General features: G+C 64.8%; 16 protein-coding genes. 10 read left to right on the top strand and 6 right to left on the bottom strand.

Going from position 1 to position 19,897, the window contains the following annotated elements:
• The first annotated feature begins 67 nt into the window (after positions 1-67).
• The 3 genes from ACU4IU_RS05210 (at position 68) to ACU4IU_RS05200 (ending at position 3,195) form a co-directional block, all read left to right on the top strand.
• A complete protein-coding gene (locus tag ACU4IU_RS05210; RefSeq protein WP_446656053.1) occupies positions 68-1,546 on the top strand; it encodes a catalase in 1,479 nt (492 codons plus the stop codon).
• Positions 1,547-1,750: 204 nt separating this feature from the next.
• A complete protein-coding gene (locus ACU4IU_RS05205; protein ID WP_446656052.1) occupies positions 1,751-2,320 on the top strand; it encodes a helix-turn-helix domain-containing protein in 570 nt (189 codons plus the stop codon).
• Between the two features lie 8 nt (positions 2,321-2,328).
• The gene (locus ACU4IU_RS05200; protein WP_446657578.1) at positions 2,329-3,195 is read left to right on the top strand and encodes an IS3 family transposase; all 867 of its coding nucleotides are present in this window, start codon (positions 2,329-2,331) and stop codon (positions 3,193-3,195) included.
• 127 nt (positions 3,196-3,322) lie between these two features.
• On the opposite strand, the gene ACU4IU_RS05195 is transcribed toward ACU4IU_RS05200, so the two are convergent.
• Together ACU4IU_RS05195 and ACU4IU_RS05190 are read right to left on the bottom strand one after the other, a co-directional pair.
• Positions 3,323-3,868: a GNAT family N-acetyltransferase gene (locus ACU4IU_RS05195; RefSeq protein WP_446656051.1), complete on the bottom strand. Its 546-nt coding sequence runs from the start codon at positions 3,866-3,868 to the stop codon at positions 3,323-3,325.
• 111 nt (positions 3,869-3,979) lie between these two features.
• Positions 3,980-5,914: an aconitate hydratase gene (locus ACU4IU_RS05190; RefSeq protein WP_446656050.1), complete on the bottom strand. Its 1,935-nt coding sequence runs from the start codon at positions 5,912-5,914 to the stop codon at positions 3,980-3,982.
• Between the two features lie 232 nt (positions 5,915-6,146).
• Between ACU4IU_RS05190 and ACU4IU_RS05185 the strand changes: the two genes are divergently transcribed.
• Positions 6,147-6,992, top strand: coding sequence for a DNA-formamidopyrimidine glycosylase family protein (locus ACU4IU_RS05185; RefSeq protein WP_446656049.1), 846 nt, complete (start codon positions 6,147-6,149; stop codon positions 6,990-6,992).
• Between the two features lie 77 nt (positions 6,993-7,069).
• Here ACU4IU_RS05185 and ACU4IU_RS05180 read toward each other — a convergent pair whose 3' ends face one another.
• Complete coding sequence (locus tag ACU4IU_RS05180) at positions 7,070-7,750, bottom strand: TetR/AcrR family transcriptional regulator (RefSeq protein WP_446656048.1); 681 nt, start codon at positions 7,748-7,750, stop codon at positions 7,070-7,072.
• Between the two features lie 48 nt (positions 7,751-7,798).
• Between ACU4IU_RS05180 and ACU4IU_RS05175 the strand changes: the two genes are divergently transcribed.
• Genes ACU4IU_RS05175 through ACU4IU_RS05165 form a run of 3 tightly spaced genes read left to right on the top strand, consistent with a single transcriptional unit; the run spans position 7,799 to position 11,072 of the window.
• Positions 7,799-9,175, top strand: a complete 1,377-nt coding sequence (locus tag ACU4IU_RS05175) for a flavin-containing monooxygenase (RefSeq protein ID WP_446656047.1) — start codon at positions 7,799-7,801, stop codon at positions 9,173-9,175.
• Positions 9,172-10,035, top strand: coding sequence for an SDR family oxidoreductase (locus ACU4IU_RS05170; protein WP_446656046.1), 864 nt, complete (start codon positions 9,172-9,174; stop codon positions 10,033-10,035). The genes ACU4IU_RS05175 and ACU4IU_RS05170 overlap by 4 nt, the downstream gene beginning before the upstream one ends.
• A 59-nt stretch (positions 10,036-10,094) precedes the next feature.
• Entirely contained in the window at positions 10,095-11,072 is a 978-nt protein-coding gene (locus tag ACU4IU_RS05165; RefSeq protein WP_446656045.1) for an aldo/keto reductase, read from the top strand.
• 84 nt (positions 11,073-11,156) lie between these two features.
• On the opposite strand, the gene ACU4IU_RS05160 is transcribed toward ACU4IU_RS05165, so the two are convergent.
• From ACU4IU_RS05160 to ACU4IU_RS05150, 3 genes are all read right to left on the bottom strand, one after another.
• Positions 11,157-12,392 carry a threonine/serine ThrE exporter family protein gene (locus ACU4IU_RS05160; RefSeq protein ID WP_446656044.1) on the bottom strand — a complete coding sequence of 412 codons (1,236 nt, stop codon included), beginning with the start codon at positions 12,390-12,392 and terminating at the stop codon, positions 11,157-11,159.
• A gap of 124 nt (positions 12,393-12,516) precedes the next feature.
• Complete coding sequence (locus ACU4IU_RS05155) at positions 12,517-14,157, bottom strand: GMC family oxidoreductase (RefSeq protein WP_446656043.1); 1,641 nt, start codon at positions 14,155-14,157, stop codon at positions 12,517-12,519.
• A 194-nt stretch (positions 14,158-14,351) separates the two neighbouring features.
• Positions 14,352-16,289, bottom strand: a complete 1,938-nt coding sequence (locus ACU4IU_RS05150) for a primary-amine oxidase (RefSeq protein WP_446656042.1) — start codon at positions 16,287-16,289, stop codon at positions 14,352-14,354.
• A gap of 100 nt (positions 16,290-16,389) precedes the next feature.
• Here ACU4IU_RS05150 and ACU4IU_RS05145 point away from each other — a divergent pair, with 100 nt between their 5' ends.
• The 3 genes from ACU4IU_RS05145 to ACU4IU_RS05135 all read left to right on the top strand — a co-directional run bounded on the left by ACU4IU_RS05145 (position 16,390) and on the right by ACU4IU_RS05135 (position 19,799).
• Entirely contained in the window at positions 16,390-16,986 is a 597-nt protein-coding gene (locus ACU4IU_RS05145) for a TetR/AcrR family transcriptional regulator (RefSeq protein ID WP_446656041.1), read from the top strand.
• Positions 16,987-17,155: 169 nt separating this feature from the next.
• Positions 17,156-18,118 (top strand): AraC-like ligand-binding domain-containing protein, encoded by a 963-nt coding sequence (locus ACU4IU_RS05140; protein WP_446656040.1) that lies wholly within the window; start codon positions 17,156-17,158, stop codon positions 18,116-18,118.
• A gap of 289 nt (positions 18,119-18,407) precedes the next feature.
• Positions 18,408-19,799 (top strand): APC family permease, encoded by a 1,392-nt coding sequence (locus ACU4IU_RS05135; RefSeq protein ID WP_446657577.1) that lies wholly within the window; start codon positions 18,408-18,410, stop codon positions 19,797-19,799.
• Positions 19,800-19,897: the final 98 nt, after the last annotated feature.

Raw genomic sequence — 19,897 nt, 5'->3', positions numbered from 1 at the left:
TCTCACCGGTGGCCGTGATCGCGGGCTGGGCGACGACGCCTGAAATCAAACGGTTGAAGGAGATGTTATGACGCAACATACAGATCATGAATATGCCGGTCACGACAATACGAAGGCATCGACGACCGAGTCCGGTGCGCCGCGGGAATCCGATGCTCACTCGCTGAGTGTGGGCGCGAACGGGCCGCTGCTGCTCCACGATGTGGCTCTGGTTGAGAAGCTTGCTCGCTTCGACCGTGAGCGTGTTCCCGAGCGCAGCCCCCACGCCAAGGGATCCGGCGCATTCGGTGAGCTCGAAGTCACAGAAGACGTCTCCAAGTACACGAAGGCCGACTTCCTGCAGCCGGGCAAGAAGACCCCGATGCTGGCCCGCTTCTCCACCGTCGCCGGTGAACTCGGCTCGCCCGACTCCTGGCGCGACGTGCGCGGATTCGCACTGAAGTTCTACACCGAAGAGGGCAACTTCGACATGGTGGGCAACAACACCCCCGTGTTCTTCGTCCGCGATCCCATGAAGTTCCCCGACTTCATCCACTCGCAGAAGCGCACCCCCGATTCGGGTCTGCGCAGCAACAACATGCAGTGGGACTTCTGGTCGCTCTCGCCAGAGTCGGCTCACCAGGTCTCCTACCTTATGGGACCCCGCGGCCTGCCCAAGAGCTGGCGCCACATGAACGGCTACTCCTCGCACACCTACATGTGGGTCAACGCCGAGGGAGAGAAGTTCTGGGTCCAGTACCACTTCCACACCGACCAGGGCGTGGAGAACATGAGCAACGAGGAAGCCGGTCGGATGGCCGGCGAGGACGCGGACATGCATCGCCGCGACCTGTTCGATGCCATCGAGCGCGGGGACTACCCGTCCTGGACCTTCAGCGTGCAGATCATGCCGTACGAAGAAGCCAAGGACTACCGCTTCAACCCCTTCGACCTGACCAAGACCTGGTCGAAGAAGGACTACCCGCTCATCAAGGTCGGCAAGTTCACCCTCAACGAGAACCCCTCGAACCACTTCGCGCAGATCGAGCAGGCTGCCTTCAGCCCCTCGAACACCGTGCCGGGGACCGGGCTCTCGCCGGACAAGATGCTGCTGGGCCGCGTGTTCTCCTACCCGGATGCACAGCGCAACCGCATCGGCACGAACTTCAACCAGCTGCCGGTCAACGCCCCTGTCACGAAGACGAATTCGTACGACAAGGAAGGCCAGATGCAGTACCACCACTCGGGTAATGCACCGGTCTACGCCCCGAACTCGTACGGACGTTCCTTCCAGGACGAGCAGGGCACGGTCGACAACGGCTGGGAGGCCGATGGCGAGCTGGTCCGCAGCGCCTACAGCCTGCACGCCGAGGACGACGACTTCGGCCAGGCGCACACCCTGGTCCGCGAGGTCTACTCCGAGGAGGAGCGCCAGGGGCTCATCGAGACCGTGGCCGGCGCACTCTCCGACGGAGTCGAGGAGCCGGTGCTGTCGAACGCGATCCAGTATTGGAAGAACATCGACGCCGAGGTCGGCGCAGCCATCGAGGCCAAGGTCAAGGGCTGAAGCAGCCTGAGATCTTGAGCGCCTGACCGCTCGGAGTTCGGCACGAGACGGCGGCCCGGAACCTCCCCACCGCGGGAGCGTCCGGGCCGCCTTCTCTTTTCCTCTCTTCCAATTACTACCTGACGGCGGCCCAGCAACCTGGCGTGGAGTGGTCCCCGAAAGTTGGACTGTGATCAACACAAACCAACTTGAAGGGACCACTCCATGCGTCAGGACTGTCTGATCACCAACGACCAAGCTCAAGCCGCGATCGAACTCTTTAGCCAGGGCCTGGGTTACGCCGCGACCGCTACGAAACTCGACGTCCATAAACCCACACTCAAACTCCTCCACGACCGGTGGTTAGTGCGTGGAACAATATGGGCCATGGAACCGTATCAACGCCGCCGCATCCCTAAAGAGACGAAGATCGCGACCGCGAAACGGTACTTAAACGGCGAACACAAAGTCGAACTCGCCAAGGAACTCGGCCTGGCATCATCGCGTCCCATCCTGGACTGGGCCAAGGAGTACCGGAACAAAGGCGAGGACGCCTTCACCCCCCGCAAAGCATCGGGTAAGGGGAAGACAGCTCGGATGCGGGCGATCGACAACGGGCAGGACCCGGATGCTGAACAGGTCCCGGCGAAGCCGGACGTGTTGGCGAAGAAGGCTCGTGTCGAGGACATCAGCCTGGCCGAGTACCGGCAGTTACAAGACCGACTGCTGCGGGCCGAAGCGGAGAACGCGTACTTAAAAAAACTGAAGGCCTTGAGGCAGAACGGGCAGCTGTAAAAGCACGCATTGTTGCCAGTCTCAAGGCGAACTACCCTCTGCCCGTGTTGCTGCAAATTGCGGGTTTGGCCCGGTCGACGTTCTTCTATCACCAGAAACGCTTCGGTCAGAAGCCTGACCCGTATGTGCAGGTGAGAGGCCGGATCCGGGAGATCTTCACCGGCAGCCGCGAATGCTACGGGCACCGCAAGATTTGGGCAGTCCTGGTCAAAGAAGGCATCACGATCGCGAAGAAGACTGTGCTGCGGTTGATGCAGGACATGGGCATCAAGACCAAGGTGCGCAGGAAGCGGTACAACTCCCACCGCGGCACGATCGGCCGCGTTGCCGGCAACGTCCTCAACCGGGAATTCACCGCAGATGAACCGAATGAGAAATGGGTTTCTGACGTCACGGAATTTCCTGTGGCGGATCAGAAACTGTACCTGTCGCCGATCATTGATCTCTTCGATACCAGTGTGGTGTCGTACTCGATGTCGATGTCACCGAACCTGGCGTTGACGAACGAGTCACTGACGAATGCGTGTCAGGGGCTGCGGCCGGGTCAGAAACCGTTGGTGCACACGGACCAGGGGTTTCAGTACCAGCACGTGTCGTGGGCGGCGATCCTGGCCAAACACGGTGCTACCCCGTCGATGTCGCGGAAGGGAAACTGTTGGGATAACGCGATGGCGGAGAATTTCTTCGGGCAGTTGAAGTCCGAGATGTTCTATCTGCAGAAATTCGACTCGATCGAGGACCTGAAGAAAGCGATCGATGAGTACATTCATTGGTATAACTTTGAGAGGATCTCGATGCGACTAGGCGGCCTTGCCCCGATGGAATATCGGACCAAGACCGCCACAGCCGAACAGCCGGCAACTGCTTCATGCTGACCCCACAGCAGTCCAACTATTGGGGACCACTCCAGCGCGAGGTTGCTGCGCCGCCGTCAGGTAGTTGTGCGATGAGCAAAGGGCGAATCGCACAGTCAGTGCGCAGGAACGAGACGTGGAGTAGGCGTTAGAGGCTGGTATGGAATAGGCGTTCGGGAATCACTGGATCTACCCGCTCGAAGACGTGTGTGATGTCGGTGCGTCTCCAACCGTGCTTGGCATAGAAACGCATCGCCCGCTCATTGCCCTCCGCGACCATAAGGTAAGCCCTGGTGAAGCCGCGTGTGCGCAGTTCATCTTCGAGAGATCGAATAAGCACCGAGGCAGCTCCCGTGCCGAATGCATCCGGATGGAAATTAAGAAAAGCGAGCTCACCGAGACCAGTAGTGTCGGGAAGCTGGTCCAGAACGTCGGCGCCGTTGCGGGGAGGGCACACGCCTCCGAACCCGAGCACGACGTTCGTGGAGGCCGAGACTGCGACGAACGTCGATATCGGGCTTTCCGCGACGCTGAGGCTATTAGCCATGTTCGCGGTGATCCGTTGCAGATCCAGTCCGGCAAGTACTTCCTCCGACATGATGCCGGCGTACGCCGAACGCCAGGCGGCGATGTGGATCTCGGCAAGACGTCGAGCGTCGGCAGCCTCGGCACGACGAACCGTGTAATCATCCATAGAAGCACAGCCTACTTGTGTCAATCCGACCATGCCGCGTCTCCTACTACCTGACGGCGGCGCAGCAACCTGGCGCGAGGTTGCTGGGCCGCCGTCAGGTAGTTCGTGGAGTCAATTGAGGTGGGCGGCGCGTTGGGCGATGCGACCGCCGGCGAGGACCATCTCGACCTGACGCGGCGACAGGCCATGGCGGAATTCGAACTTCCGGCCGGCCGCCTCGGCGGTGATCGTCGTCCCTTCGCCGAGCTCATCGCGCAGACCACGGAACTCAAGCACATCACCCTGGGACAGGGATTCATAGTCGGCCTCGTTCGTGAACTCGAGAGCGAGGACGCCGAAGTTCGCGAGGTTCTGCCAATGGATCCGCGCCAACGATTTCGCCACAACGACCCGCAGACCGAGATAGCGGGGAGCGATGACCGCATGCTCGCGAGAGGACCCCTGACCATAGTTGTCCCCACCGACGATCGCGTGCCCTCCGTCGTGGTCGGCGGCGCGGGTGGCATAGGTGTCATCGACCTGGATATAGACGAACTCGGAGATCTTCGGGATGTTCGACCGATACGGCAGAACGCGGGATCCGGCGGGCATGATCTCGTCGGTGGAGACGTTGTCGCCGACCTTGAGCAGGATCTCCAGATCGATGTCATCGGGCAGCGGTTCGAAGTCCGGCAGGGTCGAAATGTTCGTTCCCTTCACGAGCTCGACCGACCGGGCTTCCTCCGGTTCCAGCGGTGGTACCAGCATCTTGCGGTTCGCGGAGTACTTCTCGGGCAACCGCACCTCGGGATAGTCCATGTCGAGATCGCGAGGATCGGTGATCTTCCCGGTCAGCGCGGCAGCGGCCGCGGTCTCCGGCGAGCACAGCCACACGGCGTCCTCGTCGGTGCCGGACCGGCCGGGGAAGTTCCTCGGCATGGTTCGCAGACTGTTGCGCCCGACCGCCGGAGCCTGGCCCATGCCGATGCAGCCCATGCAGCCGGACTGGTGGATTCTGGCCCCGGATCCCACCAGAGAGGTCAGCCATCCGCCGGCGATGAGGTCGGCAAGGACCTCCCGTGAGGTGGGATTGATGTCGAGTGAGATCTGCTGGTGGATCTGGCGGTCGGCAAGTGTTTCGGCGACGACGGCGAAATCCCTCAGTCCCGGGTTCGCCGAGGAGCCGACGACGACCTGGAAGACGTCGTCACCGGCGACCTCGCGCACCGGAGTGACATTGCCCGGAGACGAAGGTGCGGCGATGAGCGGCTCGAGCTGGGAGAGGTCGATGGCGTCGGTGAGGTCGTACTCGGCACCCTCGTCGGCCTCGATGCGGGTGAAGTCCTCACCGCGGTCGACGGCTTCGAGGTAGTCGCGGACGGCATCGTCGGCAGGGAAGACCGTGGCGGTGGCGCCGAGCTCGGCACCCATATTCGCAATCACGTGACGGTCCATGGCCGTGAGGTTCTTCAGTCCGTCCCCGTGATATTCGATGATCTTTCCGACTCCGCCCTTGACGCCGTGGCGACGCAGCATCTCGAGGATGACGTCCTTGGCCGAGACCCAGTCGGGCAGGGTGCCCGTGAGCTCGATGCCCATGATCTGCGGCGCGCTGATGAAGAGGGGTTCACCGGCCATAGCCATGGCGATCTCGAGCCCGCCGACGCCGATGGCGAGCATTCCCAGGGCGCCGGCAGCGCAGGTGTGCGAGTCGGAACCGATGAGAGTGGCTCCAGGCTTTCCGAACCGGGACTGGTGAACGGGGTGGGAGACGCCGTTGCCGGCAGGGGAGAACCACAGACCGAACCGTGCCGCGGCAGAGCGGAGGAACTCGTGGTCCTCTGGGTTCTTCTCATCGGTCTGCAGCAGGTTGTGATCGACGTACTGCACGGACAGTTCCGTGCGGATGCGGTCGAGGCCGAGCGCCTCGAGCTCGAGCATGACCAGGGTGCCCGTCGCATCCTGGGTGAGAGTCTGGTCGATCCGGATCCCGAGTTCGTTTCCGGGAGCGAGCTCCCCGGACTCCAGATGTGACCGGATGAGCTTCTGAGCAACGTTCTCAGCCATTGTCCGCCTCCTTCGGCAGTCAGCGATCCACCGAAGCCACTCGGTTTGCGGTGGTCAATCCACGCTAGTCCTCGACCGACGGGTTCTCAAGGTCGGTCACCTGCTGCGACCGGGTTTGCGCGTCTCAGAACTACCTGACGGCGGCTCAGCAACCTCGCGCGAGGTTGCTGAGCCGCCGTCAGGTAGCAATTGGGGGGTGTTGGGATTGGGAGGCGAGGAGGATACTGGGACTATGCCGGAGCTGCCCGAAGTCGATGCGCTGGTCGACTTCCTGCGTCCGCGGCTGGTCGGGGACTTCGTCACCCGCGCGGACATCGCCGAGCTCAGCCTGCTCAAGACCGTCGACCCGAGCATCGATGCGCTCGCCGGACTTGAAATCACCGAGGTGGCCCGCCGTGGGCGAGCCCTCGTCATCGGTTTCGACGGACTTAACCTGGTCTGCCGGTTCGCCCGAATGGGCTGGCTGAATTGGCATGACACCGCACCGAGTGGTCCGATCCGGATGGGCAAGGGGCCGTTGGGAATGCGCGTAACCCTGGCCTCGGGAGCCGCTTTCGACCTCATCGAACCCGGATCGAAGAAGAACGCCGCCGTGTCCCTCGTCCGCGACCTCTCCGAGGTGCCCGCCCTCGCATCGCTGGGCCCCGACGCCCTGAGTCTCACCGTCGACGAACTCGCCGCGGCACTGTCCGAGTCGACCTCCCGGATCAAAACGGTCCTCGAAGATCAGAGAATCATCTCAGGCCTCGGCAACGCCTATACCGATGAGATCCTCCACGCCGCGAAGCTCTCACCGTTCGCAACCGCGAAGACCGTCGACCCGCAGGCGCTGCACACCGCCATCCATGAGGTGCTCGATGCCGCGCGCACCGCCCTCATCGGCCTGCCGCCGGGCAAGATCAAAACCGCGAAGAAGCGCGGATTCTCCGTTCACGGCCGCACAGGTGAGACCTGCCGCGTCTGCGGGGAGACCATCGCCGCGGTGTCCTTTGCCGACAAATCCCTCCAGTACTGCCCCGGCTGTCAGACCGGCGGAAGGAAGCTCTCCGACCGTCGAATGGACCGCCTCCTCAAGTGATGCGCCTCCTCAAGTGAGATCCGACTACCGGCATGGACGGCACCATCGACAGGATCTGTACCCCGCTCACCGCACTCTCACGCTGGGCGGAGGCGAAAATTGCGGTCGGCGATGCCATGGGCACGCAGGGCCACCTCGGTGATGGCGGTGAGGAACTCATCCCGGGATGATCGCTCATCGGCGGGAGTTTGGATGCGCTGCACGAGAGTCTCGGTGATTCCGCCGACGAGGACGATGCTTGTGAGGTCATTCGACGCCGCCGGCGCGGTCAGGCCGTAGGCGTGATCGAGTTCGTCGAAGGCTCCCTGCACCGAGGCGGCCAGCAGTCGCATCGTCTGATGACGCCGTTCCTCGAGTGAGTCGCAGATGCCGACGGCTTCGACCTCGAGGACGCGAGCCTTGCGCTCGTCATCGAGCATCGGCGACAGGGCCGCGCCGACGATCAGCCTGGCAGCTTCGGCCAAAGTGGCGTCAGAGGGGATCTGCGCCTCGTCGAGGACCGTGGTGATCTCCTCGTTGAGCTCGATGTAGAGGTCCTCGAGAAGACTCTCCTGAGTCGGGAAGAGCTCGTAGAAGGACCGGCTGGAGACCCCCGACTCCTGACACAGGGCTTGCACCGAGGTCTTGCGGAACCCGATCGTTCCATAGAGCTCGAGCGCCGCGTCGAGCAGGCGCGTACGACGCGCCGAATCCCGTTCCGACCGCAGGGTGCCGTGCCAGCGACGTGGGGAAGAAGGCTGGGCCGGAGAAGAATCCATCCTCCCATTATAGTGAAAATTCATATTTTCACTGGCATACTCTGTGACATGGCTTACATGATTCGACAAGGTCGTCGCGCACCGGCCCCCACCGCCCCGGTCGCCCCGGACCCTTCTCTGCCGAAGGTCTGCATCATCGGAGCGGGATCCTCCGGCATCGCCGCCGCGAAGACGCTCTACACCTCGGCCATCCCCTTCGACTGCTTCGAAAAGGGCAGCGAAATCGGCGGCACATGGCTCTTCGACAACCCCAATGGTCAGAGCGCCTGCTACGAGACCCTGCAGATCAACACCTCGTGCCCGCGCATGGCCTTCTCCGACTTCCCGATGCCCGAGCACTACCCGCACTACGCCAGCCACGATCAGGTCTTCGACTATTTCCGCGACTACGTCGACCACTTCGGATTCGGTCACACGATCACCTTCAACACCGAAGTCACCGATGTTCGCCGAGGCGGCCGTGGCGGTTGGGATGTCGACATCAGATCCGGAATAGGTCAAGATGCCGTGTCGGAGACCCGGCACTACGATGCCGTGATGGTCGCCAACGGCCACCACTGGGATGCCCGCTGGCCCGACCCTGCCTACCCGGGGGACTTCGCCGGCGAACAGATCCACGCCCACGACTACCGCAGCGGTGACCAGCTCGAGGGACGTGATGTGGTCGTCGTCGGTGCCGGCAACTCGGCCATGGACATCGCCGTCGAAGGCTCGCTCCGGGCGAACAACGTCACCCTCTCGATCAGACGCGGCCAATGGGTGATGAAGAAGACGATCATGGGCATGGCGGCCGACCAGATCGTCCTGCCCGGGTGGGCCCCGTGGTGGATGACCTCGGCCCGGTTGCGCCTCGGCGCGATCCTCTCCGGCGGGTTGAAGAAATACGGACTGCCGGTGCCCGGCCACACGCCGGGCCAGTCCCACCCCGTGCAGTCGGATGCCATCCGGGATCGCCTCAAGGCCGGTACCGTGACGGTGCGTCCCGGGATCGAACGCCTCGAGCGCGACCGCGTCGTCTTCACCGACGGAACCTCAGCCCCGGCCGACCTCATCGTGTGGGCCACCGGGTACCGAGTGTCGTTTCCGTTCCTGTCCTCCGACGTCGTCGACGTCGAGAACAACGACCTGCCGCTGTGGAAGCGGTGTGTCCACCCCGACCGGCCGGGTCTGTTCTTCATCGGCCTGCTCCAGCCGGTGGGTGCGGTCATGCCGCTGTCCGAAGCCCAGTCGAAGCTGGTGGCGAAGATCCTCACGGGATCCTGCGAACTGCCGAGCCGTCGGGACATGGTCAGACAGATGGCTCGCGATGACCGCCGGAACAAGAAGCAGTTCTACGATTCGCCCCGGCACACGATGGAGGTCGACTTCGACCACTATCTGTGGGAGATCGACCGGGAGATGAAGAAGGGAGCGATCGCGGCATGAAACGCTTCGGCACGACCCGCGGGAAGATCGTCGCCGTCACCGGAGGGGCACGCGGAATCGGCAAGGCGATCGCCGCACAGCTCACCGCGGCCGGCGCTCGAGTCGCCATCGGCGATCGCGACCTCGAAGCGGCCGAGGACACCGCCGCGGAACTGGGAGTGCGCGCCTTCGGCCTCGACGTCACCGACCCGGACTCCTTCGCCGATTTCCTCGAATTCGTCCGCCGCAATCTCGGCCCCGTCGATGTGCTCGTCAACAATGCCGGCATCATGTGGGTCGGTTCCTTCGACGAGGAACCGAACGGAGCGGCTCGCGCTCAGCTCGAGGTCAACCTCCTCGGCGTCATCAACGGAATCAAGACCGCAGCACCTGCCATGCGCGAGGCCGGGCACGGTCACCTCATCACGGTCGCCTCGGCGGCATCGATCCTGCCCACCCCGGGCGAGGCGACGTACGCGGCGACCAAGCACGGAGTGCTCGGCTATCTCAAGGCTGTGCGCACGGAGATGCGCGGTACCGGGGTGCACATCACCGCCGTCATGCCTGCCGTCGTCGACACCGTCCTGGCCGCGGGGACCGGCACCGGTGCGGGTCCGCTGCTGCGTCCCGACGATGTCGCGGCCGCCGTCGTCCGTGCGGTCGCCCGGCCCCGTTTCGAGATCACCGTACCCGGCTTCATCGGTCCCGTGACCCGCCTGGCCGATCTCCTGCCGCAGCCGGTCAGGGACCGCATCTTCGGGGCCATGGTGCCCGACCAGGTCGCGCAGGTGAGGGCCGACGCCCGCGCCGGTTACGAGGTCGCGGCGTTCACGACCTCCCGCGCGGGGCGCGGTCAGGGGTGGGCCGCCTCGGCGGAATAGTCCTCCAGATCTATCCGTTGTGCGGAAGTGCGGCCCGTTTGCGGCCGATTATTCGACGAATGGAGGAAAGCTTGACCATGCGGAAGCAGATTCCCGGCACCGACCTGTCCATCTTCCCGATCAATCTCGGCACGAACACCTTCGGGTGGACGGCCGATGAGGCGCAGTCCCATGCCGTCCTCGACGCCTTCGTCGCCGGCGGCGGCAATTTCCTCGACACCGCCGAGTCCTACCCCGCATGGGTGCCCGGCAACACCGGCCGCGAATCCGAGACCATCATCGGCACCTGGTTGGCCTCGCGGGGCAACCGCGATGACGTCGTCATCGCCACGAAGGTCGGCGACCATCCCGAGCACAAGACGCAGGATCCCGAATACATCCGCACCGCCATCGACGCCTCACTGGAGCGTCTGCAGACCGATCACGTCGACCTCTACTACGCCCACCGTGACGATGAGGTGACCCCCATCGCCGAGGTGGCCCGCGTCTTCGATGAGCTCGTCCGTTCCGGTAAGGCCAAGCACACCGCGGTGTCGAACTATTCGCCGGCGCGTCTGGCCGGGTGGTTCGCAGCGGCTGAGGACGAAGGGCTGGTCAAGCCGGTCGCGATCCAACCGCAGTACAGCCTCGTCTATCGGCGGGAGTTCGAGACCGATCTGCGCCCAATCGCCGAGCGGCGGGATCTCGCGGTGTTCTCGTACTTCAGCCTTGCCGCCGGCTTCCTCACCGGCAAATACCGCACCGAAGCCGACCTCGAGGGGGCCGATCGGGGTGGCATGGTGCAGGGATATTTCAATGCCGAGGGGCTCAAGGTCGTCGACGATCTCGTCGCGATCGCTGATTCGCACGATGTCGCTCCGACGACTGTGGCGCTGTCCTGGCTGCTGGCTAAGGGCGTGACGGCGCCGATCGCCTCGGCCCGCACACCTGAGCAGCTCGAGGCGGTCATGGCCGCGCCCGGGCTCGAGCTCAGCGCCGACGAGGTCGACCGTCTCGACCGGGCCTCGACACCGTTCGCTGTAGAAGAACCGTCCTGACTTCCCTCCCAATTACTACCTGACGGCGGCTCAGCAACCTCGCGCGAGGTAGCTGAGCCGCCGTCAGGTAGTTCTAGGGGTGTCTCAGGCGACGATTTCGTCCTTGGGCTCGACCGTGTGGGCGATGGCGGCGCCGATGACCGTGCCGATGGCGATCGTGAAGAACGTGGTCGCAGCCGCCAGCATGCTGCCGGCAACCCCAGCGCCGTCACCGAATTCGATCTGTGAGGCATTGAGGAGCCCGAACGACCCGGGGGCGACGACGAGGAACGCGGGCACGAAGCTGATCCGCCAGATCGGGCCTTTCGGCAGGCGCGAGAGCACGACGGCCACCACCGATGCGGTCAAAGCGCCGGCCAGACCGCCGATGGCCGCACCGAATTCGGCACCGATGCCCAGCTGCGCCAGCGCGGCCGCAGCGATGGTAAGGACGATCGGCACGGTGTGCTCGAGCGGAGTGTGCAGATAGATGATGAGGCCCAGTGTCGCGGCGGCCACGCCCAGGGCGGAGAGCCCCCATGTCGAGGAGGTGAGCTGGGAGTTCGCAAGCGCCTCGGCGCCGGTGCCAGTGACGACGGCGGCACCGGCGACTCCGGCGATGAACATCGCCAACTGGACGGTGGCCGAGACGAGCCGGGAACTGCCTGCCGAGAGGGCACCGGCGGAGATCTCGGTCAGTCCGGTGACCACGGCGCTGCCGGGCAGCAGCAGCGCCAGGGTGGCGACGATCGTGCGCAGGGGACTGTCCAGCCAGTCGAGGCGGAAGCCGATGAGGATGAGCACCGCGACGATGAACGACGAGGCGACCGGCAGCAGCGGTCCGAGGCTGGGGTGGCGGGCGTTGACGGCGAGGACACCCGCGACGATGAGCGAACCGAGAGCGGCGAAGGCGAGGTTGACCAGTCCCGGTTCGAGCAGCAGGCACAGCCCGACGCCGACGGGCACCGCGCCGAGGCAGGTCACCCATCCGGGCCAGCGCGGGGGAGTGCCGTAGACCTCGGCCTCGATCATGCGGCGAGCGGCGTCGATGCCGAGCCGACGCGACCGCACGGCGTCGACGATGTCGAGCAGCTTCGCTGTCTGGTCGAACCGCAGGTCAGGACCGATGCGTTCGAACCGGGTGGGACTGCCGGGGCCGATGGTGAGGAACAGGCCCTTGGGAAGAGCTGCGACGTTGATGGACTTCAGGCCGACCGCAGGTGCCAGCCCGGTGAGAGCGTCTTCGACATCGACCGAGGAGATCCCACCGGCGAGCAGGCCCGTCCCGATCGTCACCAGCAGCTCCTGTGCGGGGACGGTCTTTTCGCTTGCCTCGTGCACTCCCAATCCCTCTCGTCTGCAGATCGGCCGACGAAGTAGAAGATACCAGCCTCTTACTACCCGACGGGGGCCCAGCAACCTGGCGCCAGGTTGCTGGGCCCCCGTCGGGTAGCAATAAGGGGAATCAGTGGGAGGCGGGAGCGGTGATTCCTTCGGCGGGGGAGCCGACGAGAGCGGCCGCGGCGCGTTCGGCGATCATGATCGTCGGAGCGTTCGTGTTCCCGGTCGGCACGAGCGGCATGATCGACGCATCGGCCAACCGCAGCCGGCTCACGCCCCGGACCTCGAACGTGGCCGGGTCGACGACAGCCTCGGCGTCCGTCCCCATCCGGCAGGTCCCGGCTTGGTGATGATAAGTCACAACCGACCCGCGGACATAGTCCTCGAGGTCCTCGTCGGCCACCTCGGGGCCCGGGTGGATCTCGGTGGGCTGCCACGATGACAGCGCCTCGGCGCGCCCGATCTCACGGCACTGCCTCACCGAGGCGACGAGAGCGTCGACATCGGCCTGTGCCGAGAGCACCTGCGGGTCGACGACGAGCGGATCCTGTGGATTCGGCCCGCTGAGCCGCACCTCTCCGCGGCTCTCGGGGCGAACCAGGCCGCCCTGCAGAGTGAATGCTCCGCCGGGTCCTGGTCCGGTCTGCCCGGCCGGCGCCGCATCCTGGGCATACATCGGCACGGAGAAGAACAACGGCTGAGTGTCGGGGACTGGCAGATCCGGTCGGGACTTCGCAAAGAAGTGCACCTCGGCGGGCGCCACCTCTCCCATCGGCACCTCCCGATCTCCGGTGGAGAAGATGACCGGTGAGAGCCAATGATCCTGGAGATTCTTGCCGACGCCCGGCAGATCGACCACCGAGTCGATGCCGACCTCGGCAAGCTCCTCGGCGGGACCGATGCCCGACCGCAGTAGCAGCTCGGGGGAGGCCAGAGCACCCGCGGAGAGGACGACCTCGTCGGCGGACACGGTGCCGACGCGGCCGCGGAAATCGATCTCGAGACCGGTGATCGCGGTCCCGTCGAGGAGAAGCCGACGGGCGTGCGCGGAGGTGAGAATCGTGAGGTTCTCATCGCCGAGGCGGGGCTTGAGGTAGGCGCGCCATGTGTTGAGTCGTTTGCCGTCGCGGACGTTGAGCTGGATCTTTCCGATGCCTTCGACGGATCCGGAGTTGTAGTCGTCATTGACGGGTATGCCGGTCTGTGCGGCGGCCGTGAACATGTCCTCCTGCAGCGGATTGCGCGCATAGTCGACGCGCACATCCATCGGACCGTCGGTGCCTCGATTCTCAGCGATGTCGCCGTCGAAGTTCTCGATTGCGGCGAAGACCGGCCAGACCTCGTTCCAGGACCATCCCGGACACCCGGATTCGACCCACTGTTCGTAGTCCCAGGCATCGCCGCGGACCCAGATGACGGCGTTGAGGGCATTCGACCCGCCGAGGACCTTGCCGCGGGGGAGGTGGATGCGGCGGTTCATCGCCGCCGGCTGCGGGGGAGTGTAGTAGTCCCAGTCCTGCTGCGAATGCCAGATCAGTCCGAGGTTGTTGAGATGGTCGATATTCGGATTGGTCTCGTCTCCGCCGGCTTCGACGAGGCAGACCTTCTTTCCGGCATCGAGCAGTCGACGGGTGAGGACGCACCCGGCCGATCCCGCTCCGACGATGACGTAGTCGAATCGTTCGTTCGGGATCTCAATGGGGAACGTGTCCGGATGGTCTGAGGTGTTCGAGGCCACGGTGCCTGATTCATGCTCGGTTGTCATGGCCACAGGCTAGTGACGTCGGACACCGGTGAGGAATGCCTGCGGACGAGGTGTGCACGATTCGGCAAGTCGTCGGCGACGGTCGTGCGCGCATCGTCAATTCCGGTCCCACCCGACCTCTCCGTGCTACCCGACGGCGGCCCAGCAACCTGGCGCCAGGTTGCTGGGCCGCCGTCGGGTAGCAATTGGGGAGGTTAGGAGTCGCAGCAGGGGGAACCGGACTCCGGGGCGGGGACGTCGAGGACGGGGGAGCGGTCGAAGAATCCCTCGGGTCGCAGCTTGAAGCCGACGGTGTCGACGGGCATGATCGGCCAGTCCTCGACCCGTGGGAAGTGGGTGAGGCCGAAGCTGTGCCAGACCACGATGTCCTCCCCGTCGACGCTGCGATCTGCCGCCGTCCACGCCGGCAGCCCTGCATGGCCGGGATGCTGGTTCGGGAAATCCCCGGTCGGGTACCGCTCGTCCTCCTGATACTGCGAGACCCACAGGGACTTCGACGCGAACGTGGCACGGCGATGAATCGACGAGTCCTCGGCCGCGAGCAACGTCGGCAGGCCCGTCGGGTGCAGTTTGTATCCGACCGGTTCGCCGAGGCGGTTGGTCGACTCCGGGTTCGTCACCACCCACGTCCGCGCCTTCGACTGATCCGCATCCCGCTGCGCAGTCAGTTCGGTGGCCAGAACGGTCCGGGACCGGCTGAAGGCATTGCCGCGCGGGTTGTCCTGCGAGACCGGCAGACGCACCACGTCCTCCTCCTCGACCCGGCATTTGCCGCCGTCGAGGGCGAAGTCGAGTCGAGCCCCGAAGAGATGCTGGTGGAACGGGGCACCGAGTCCGGGCGCGATCTCCGAGGCGAAATCCGTCGACCCGTTCGGCAGCGCCGAGGTGAAGACGACACCGGTGGCCTTGGCCTCGAACTCGATCGTGCCGTCGAGGTAGAGATACCAGTAGAACCCATAGTCGTAGTTGCCGACCGTGGTGAAGAACGAGACGACGAAGCGACGGTTGCGCCGGGTATAGGCGACACCCGACCACAGGTCCGAATGCTTGGCCAGAATCGACGCATCCTCCTCATGCATGCAGATGCCGTTCTTGATCTGCCGAGGTTCGCCGAGGTTGTTCGCCACCCACGGTGACAGATAGGTGATATCGCCGAGGCAGTCACACCCGAGCTCAAGCGAGTTCGCCCATTGCCCGACGAGGTATTCGCCGGTGTCGAAATAGTTCTGCCACGACCGCACCGGTGAGGGGTCACCATAGGGAACGACCATCTCGGCGATCGCCGCCCGATCGAGGATCGTGCGACGGCGCTCACCGTCGTCGAAGGCGATGTTGTGCAGGACGAGGCCTTCGCGCATGTCGAATCCGACATCGAACGACCACTTCTCCCACTCGATGTGGTTGCCTTCGGTGACGGTGAAGCTCGGCCCCTCCGGCTGCGTGATGGAGATCGGCTTCTGCGTGGTCCGCACAGGTCCGGTGAGCTCCGGATCCGTGTAGTTCCCGTGCTCGGCCGGCACCGGAACGTTCTCGAGGTCGAGGACCTGGTCGACGGTTTTGTTCGTGACATCGACATAGGCGACGAGTCCGTCGATCGGGTGCGCCCACGCCGAGTCCGACTCATGCTGCTGATGGAATGCCAGCCCGCGCAGGATCCTCCGTCCCTTCTCCTCCGGGTATTCGAAGACCCCGGCCGACAGCGGCGCCACCCGGACCTCTGCGACGGACAGCCCGCGCCTCTCGAGGCTCGCCCGCCACGTCGGATCGGCGGCGAGGACCTCTTCGACGACCTCGAACTCCTCTTCCATGACGGGGAACTCGCCCTCTTCGGTGGAGTCCACCTCGGCGACGGATTCGACCGTCTCACGGGTGGCCGAGACGACGATATCGCGGGCAGTGCCGGCGGACTTGTCGAGGATGAAGGCACGGAAACGGCGATCCACCTCGGCGATGGCCCGCTTCGTACCGCGCACGGGATCGAGCGGGCCGACGTAGGCCATGCGTGCGGTATCCGGGAAGTGCCCGGCCGCGCGCAGCACCGCGGTGACGGTCGAGATCTCGGCCTCGGTCGGCAGGGTGAAGGGGGTGGCGGTGGTCGCCTCGGCGACGGAGGGGGAGGAATGGCAGGACATTGTGCACCTTTGCAATCTGGGCCTGTGGGCTGAGTCACGCTAAAATCTACACTTGTAGGAAATAAAGTCAAGACCCGATCTGCATCGCTGTGGAGGAACCATGCCCAAGATCGTCGACCACGACCAGCGGCGACTGGACCTCGTGCAGGCGACGTTGCGCCTGATCGTCAGGCAGGGCCTCAACGGGGCGACGATGCGCGATATCGCGACCGAGGCCGGGTTCGCCAATGGGGTGGTCAAAACGTATTTCGGTTCGAAGGCGGACCTGCTCGCGGCCACCTACCTCTATGTCTTCGAGGCCACGAACGCTCGGGTCGCGACCTCGACGATGGGCCTGCGCGGGCTCGACGCTCTGCGCGCTTTCGCGCACGAGGTGCTCCCGGTGACCCCCGCGCTGCATGACGAAGCCCGCGTCGTCCTGTCCTATCTCGCCGAAGTGGCACAGAACCTCGAACACGCCCGCGCGACCGCTGCGACCATGGAGCTGTGGAGGGCGTGGATCGTCTCCTGGCTCGGCGAAGCTGACGCCGACGGTCGTCTGCGTGCCGAGGTCGATATCGAATCCGAGACCGAAGTGCTCCTGACGTATCTGCTCGGGGCGCAGACCAGTGCGATCATCGGCGGGCGCGGATTCGACTTCGCCGGCTTTCGGGCCCAGCTCGACTACGTCATCGCCCGACTCGACCGGTCGAACTGAACCGGTGAGGCCGGGGCGAACCTTGGGCGGAGGGGGCCTTGCCGAAGCTGGGTGACCAAATGGTCGGTAATCGTGCTCGGGGTCGTGACTGGCGCGACGGTTGGGGATAGAGTGACCGGACAACGGGCCTTCGGCGAAGCGGTCGGGGCCGAGTGATCTAAGGACGACGATGTTGCTAGAAGACACCGCGAACGACTTCGACGGCTGGCAGAGCCTGGTCTCGGACTCGTTCGTCCCGCTCGATACGGAACCCCAGCGCCGAGGCGGATTCCAAGGTCGCATCAGCGCGCGCGACTACGACTCCGTGGTGATGTCGCAGATCAACGCCAATCCCCATGCCGTCCTGCGCACCCCCGAGCTGATTGCCCGAGCCCGGTCGGAGGCGCACGGCTGCGCGGCCGGAACGAACTACTTCAAGGTCTCTCTGCAGCTCGACGGGCACGGACTGCTCATCCAGGACGGACGTGAGATGGCTCTGGCGCCCGGATCGCTGGCCATCTATGACACGTCACGACCGTATACGCTCAGCTTCGATTCGGACTTCTCGTCCTACGTCATGATGTTCCCGCAGTCACGGGTCAACCTGCCTGCCGGAACCGTCGGCCAACTCACCGCCACCCCGATCGGAGCCGACCACCAGCTCGGCGCGGTCGTCGCTCAGGTCATCTCCCAGGCCGGTGCCATGCTGCCGACCCTCAACCGGGCGACCGGTGTGCGGCTGGCCGGCAACGTCGTCGATCTGCTCACCACTGTGATGGCCGACGAGCTCTCTGCAGCGGGCGGCGAGATCGACGAACGGCAGCGACTGTGGGCCGAGATCACCGACTACATCGATGTCCACCTCTCCGACCCGCAGCTCAGCCCATCGACCATCGCCGCCGCCCATTTCATCTCGGTGCGCACCCTGCACCAGATCTTCGAAGGCACCGGGGAGACCGTTGCCGGAGAGATCCGGCGACGCCGCATCGGGAAGTGCCGACTCGACCTCGCCGACCCCGGGCAGCGCCAGACCCCAGTGGCCGCCATCGGCGCCCGCTGGGGACTGAGCGATCCCGCACACTTCTCCCGGCTGTTCCGCAGTGCAGTCGGACAGCCGCCCGCCGGGTACCGCCGCAGCATCCACGCCGACTGAACCGGTCTTCGCACCGGCTGGACCGAGGCGCCCCGACGCGGATGCGCGAATCGTCAAGAACTCTGCCTGCAAAGCCAAGACGCGATCGGCAGGCGGCACCCACACTGGCAGTAATCACTTTGACTGTTAGGTGGATCACATGAGCACTCTCAGCTCGGACCCGGCCAAAGGCGGCCTGGGTTCCCCGATCGGCAATGCCGCCGATCGGGCCTCCACGGACGTCGGGCAGGCACCCTCGGCCACGGCCTCACTCGATGCCCGCCGCATCGGAATCCCCGCGCTCGTCTTCATGATCATCGCCGCCTCGGCGCCGTTGACCGTCGTTGCGGGCGGAGTCCCCAGCAATTTCGCTGTCACCGGCCTGGTGGGGATTCCGCTGTCATTCGTCGTCCTCGGGATCATTCTCATCCTCTTCGCCATCGGCTATGCGGCGATGAGCCGCCACGTCCACAACGCCGGGGCCTTCTTCGCCTACATCTCGAAAGGGCTGGGCAAGCCCGCCGGAATGGGAGCGGCGATGACCGCGCTCGTCGCGTACAACGCCATGCAGATCGGCATCGCCGGAATGTTCGGCTTCGTCTTCTCCTCGTTCCTCGACACTCTCTTCGGCATCTCCTGGTCCTGGTGGGTCTGCGCCCTCATCGCCTGGGTCATCGTCGGCATCATGGGAGTGCTGCGCGTCGACTTCTCCGCGAAGGTGCTCGGCATCATCGTCGGCGCGGAGTTCCTCGTCGTCATCGTCTTCGACATCATCGGACTCGCGCACAGCCCCGAGGGCATCACCGGCGACGGGCTCGCTTTCGATCAGCTCTTCGCCCCTGGAGTCGGCGCGGCCCTGGCATTCTCGATCGCGGCTTTCATGGGCTTCGAATCCGGGGCCATCTATAACGAGGAGGTCAAAGATCCTCGTCGCACGGCAGGTCGGGCCACCGTCATCGCCGTGAGCATCATCGCGGTGTTCTACGCGTTCTCAGCCTGGGCGATGGTCGTCGGCGAAGGGGCCTCGAAGGTCATCGGCCGGTCCCAGGAATTCGGGCCCGACCTCATGTTCGTCTTCCTCGGCGAACACGCCCCGGTGTGGTTCGTCGACCTCGGCAACCTGCTGTTCCTCACCTCGCTGCTGGCCGCGCTCGTGGCCTTCCACAACATCGTCGCCCGCTACGTCTTCGCCCTTGGTCGAGACCGGGTTCTGCCATCGTCGCTGGCCAGGACCTCGCGGCGCACCGGTGCGCCCGTGGCCGGCTCCCTCACCCAGTCGGGACTGGCACTCGTCATCATCCTCGTCTTCGCCGTGGTCGGCTCCGGCAGCGATGACCCGCTGTTCCCTGTCGTCACGCTCTTCACCTGGCTGACGAACATGGGGGCCTTCGGACTCGTCCTGCTCATGGCGCTGACTGCGCTCGCCGTCGTCGGATTCCTGCGCACGAAGTCGGGGGAGTATTCGCTGTGGACCCGCGCGATCGCCCCGGGCCTGTCAGCCATCGGACTCCTCGTCCTCTTCGTCGCCATCGTCATCAACTTCAACGTTCTCATCGGCGCAGAGGGCACCACGGTCCTGTCCTGGCTGCTGCCGGCCATCGTTCTCGTCCCCGGGCTCATCGGCACGATCTGGGCCATCGTCCTCCGCTCGTCGTCACTGAATCTCTATGCAGGAATCGGTTCGGGTGGTTCCCTGGGATGACGTAGGCGTCCCGACCGCCTGAAACAGCCGTACACACCGCCAGAAAATGACCACACCAACCGCCGCCGACCACCCGGTCGCCGATCAAAGGAGCACCA

This window comes from Brevibacterium sp. CSND-B09, assembly GCF_052906525.1.
Note: the sequence above shows the minus strand (reverse complement) of the source record. Positions and strands in the feature narration are given on the sequence as shown.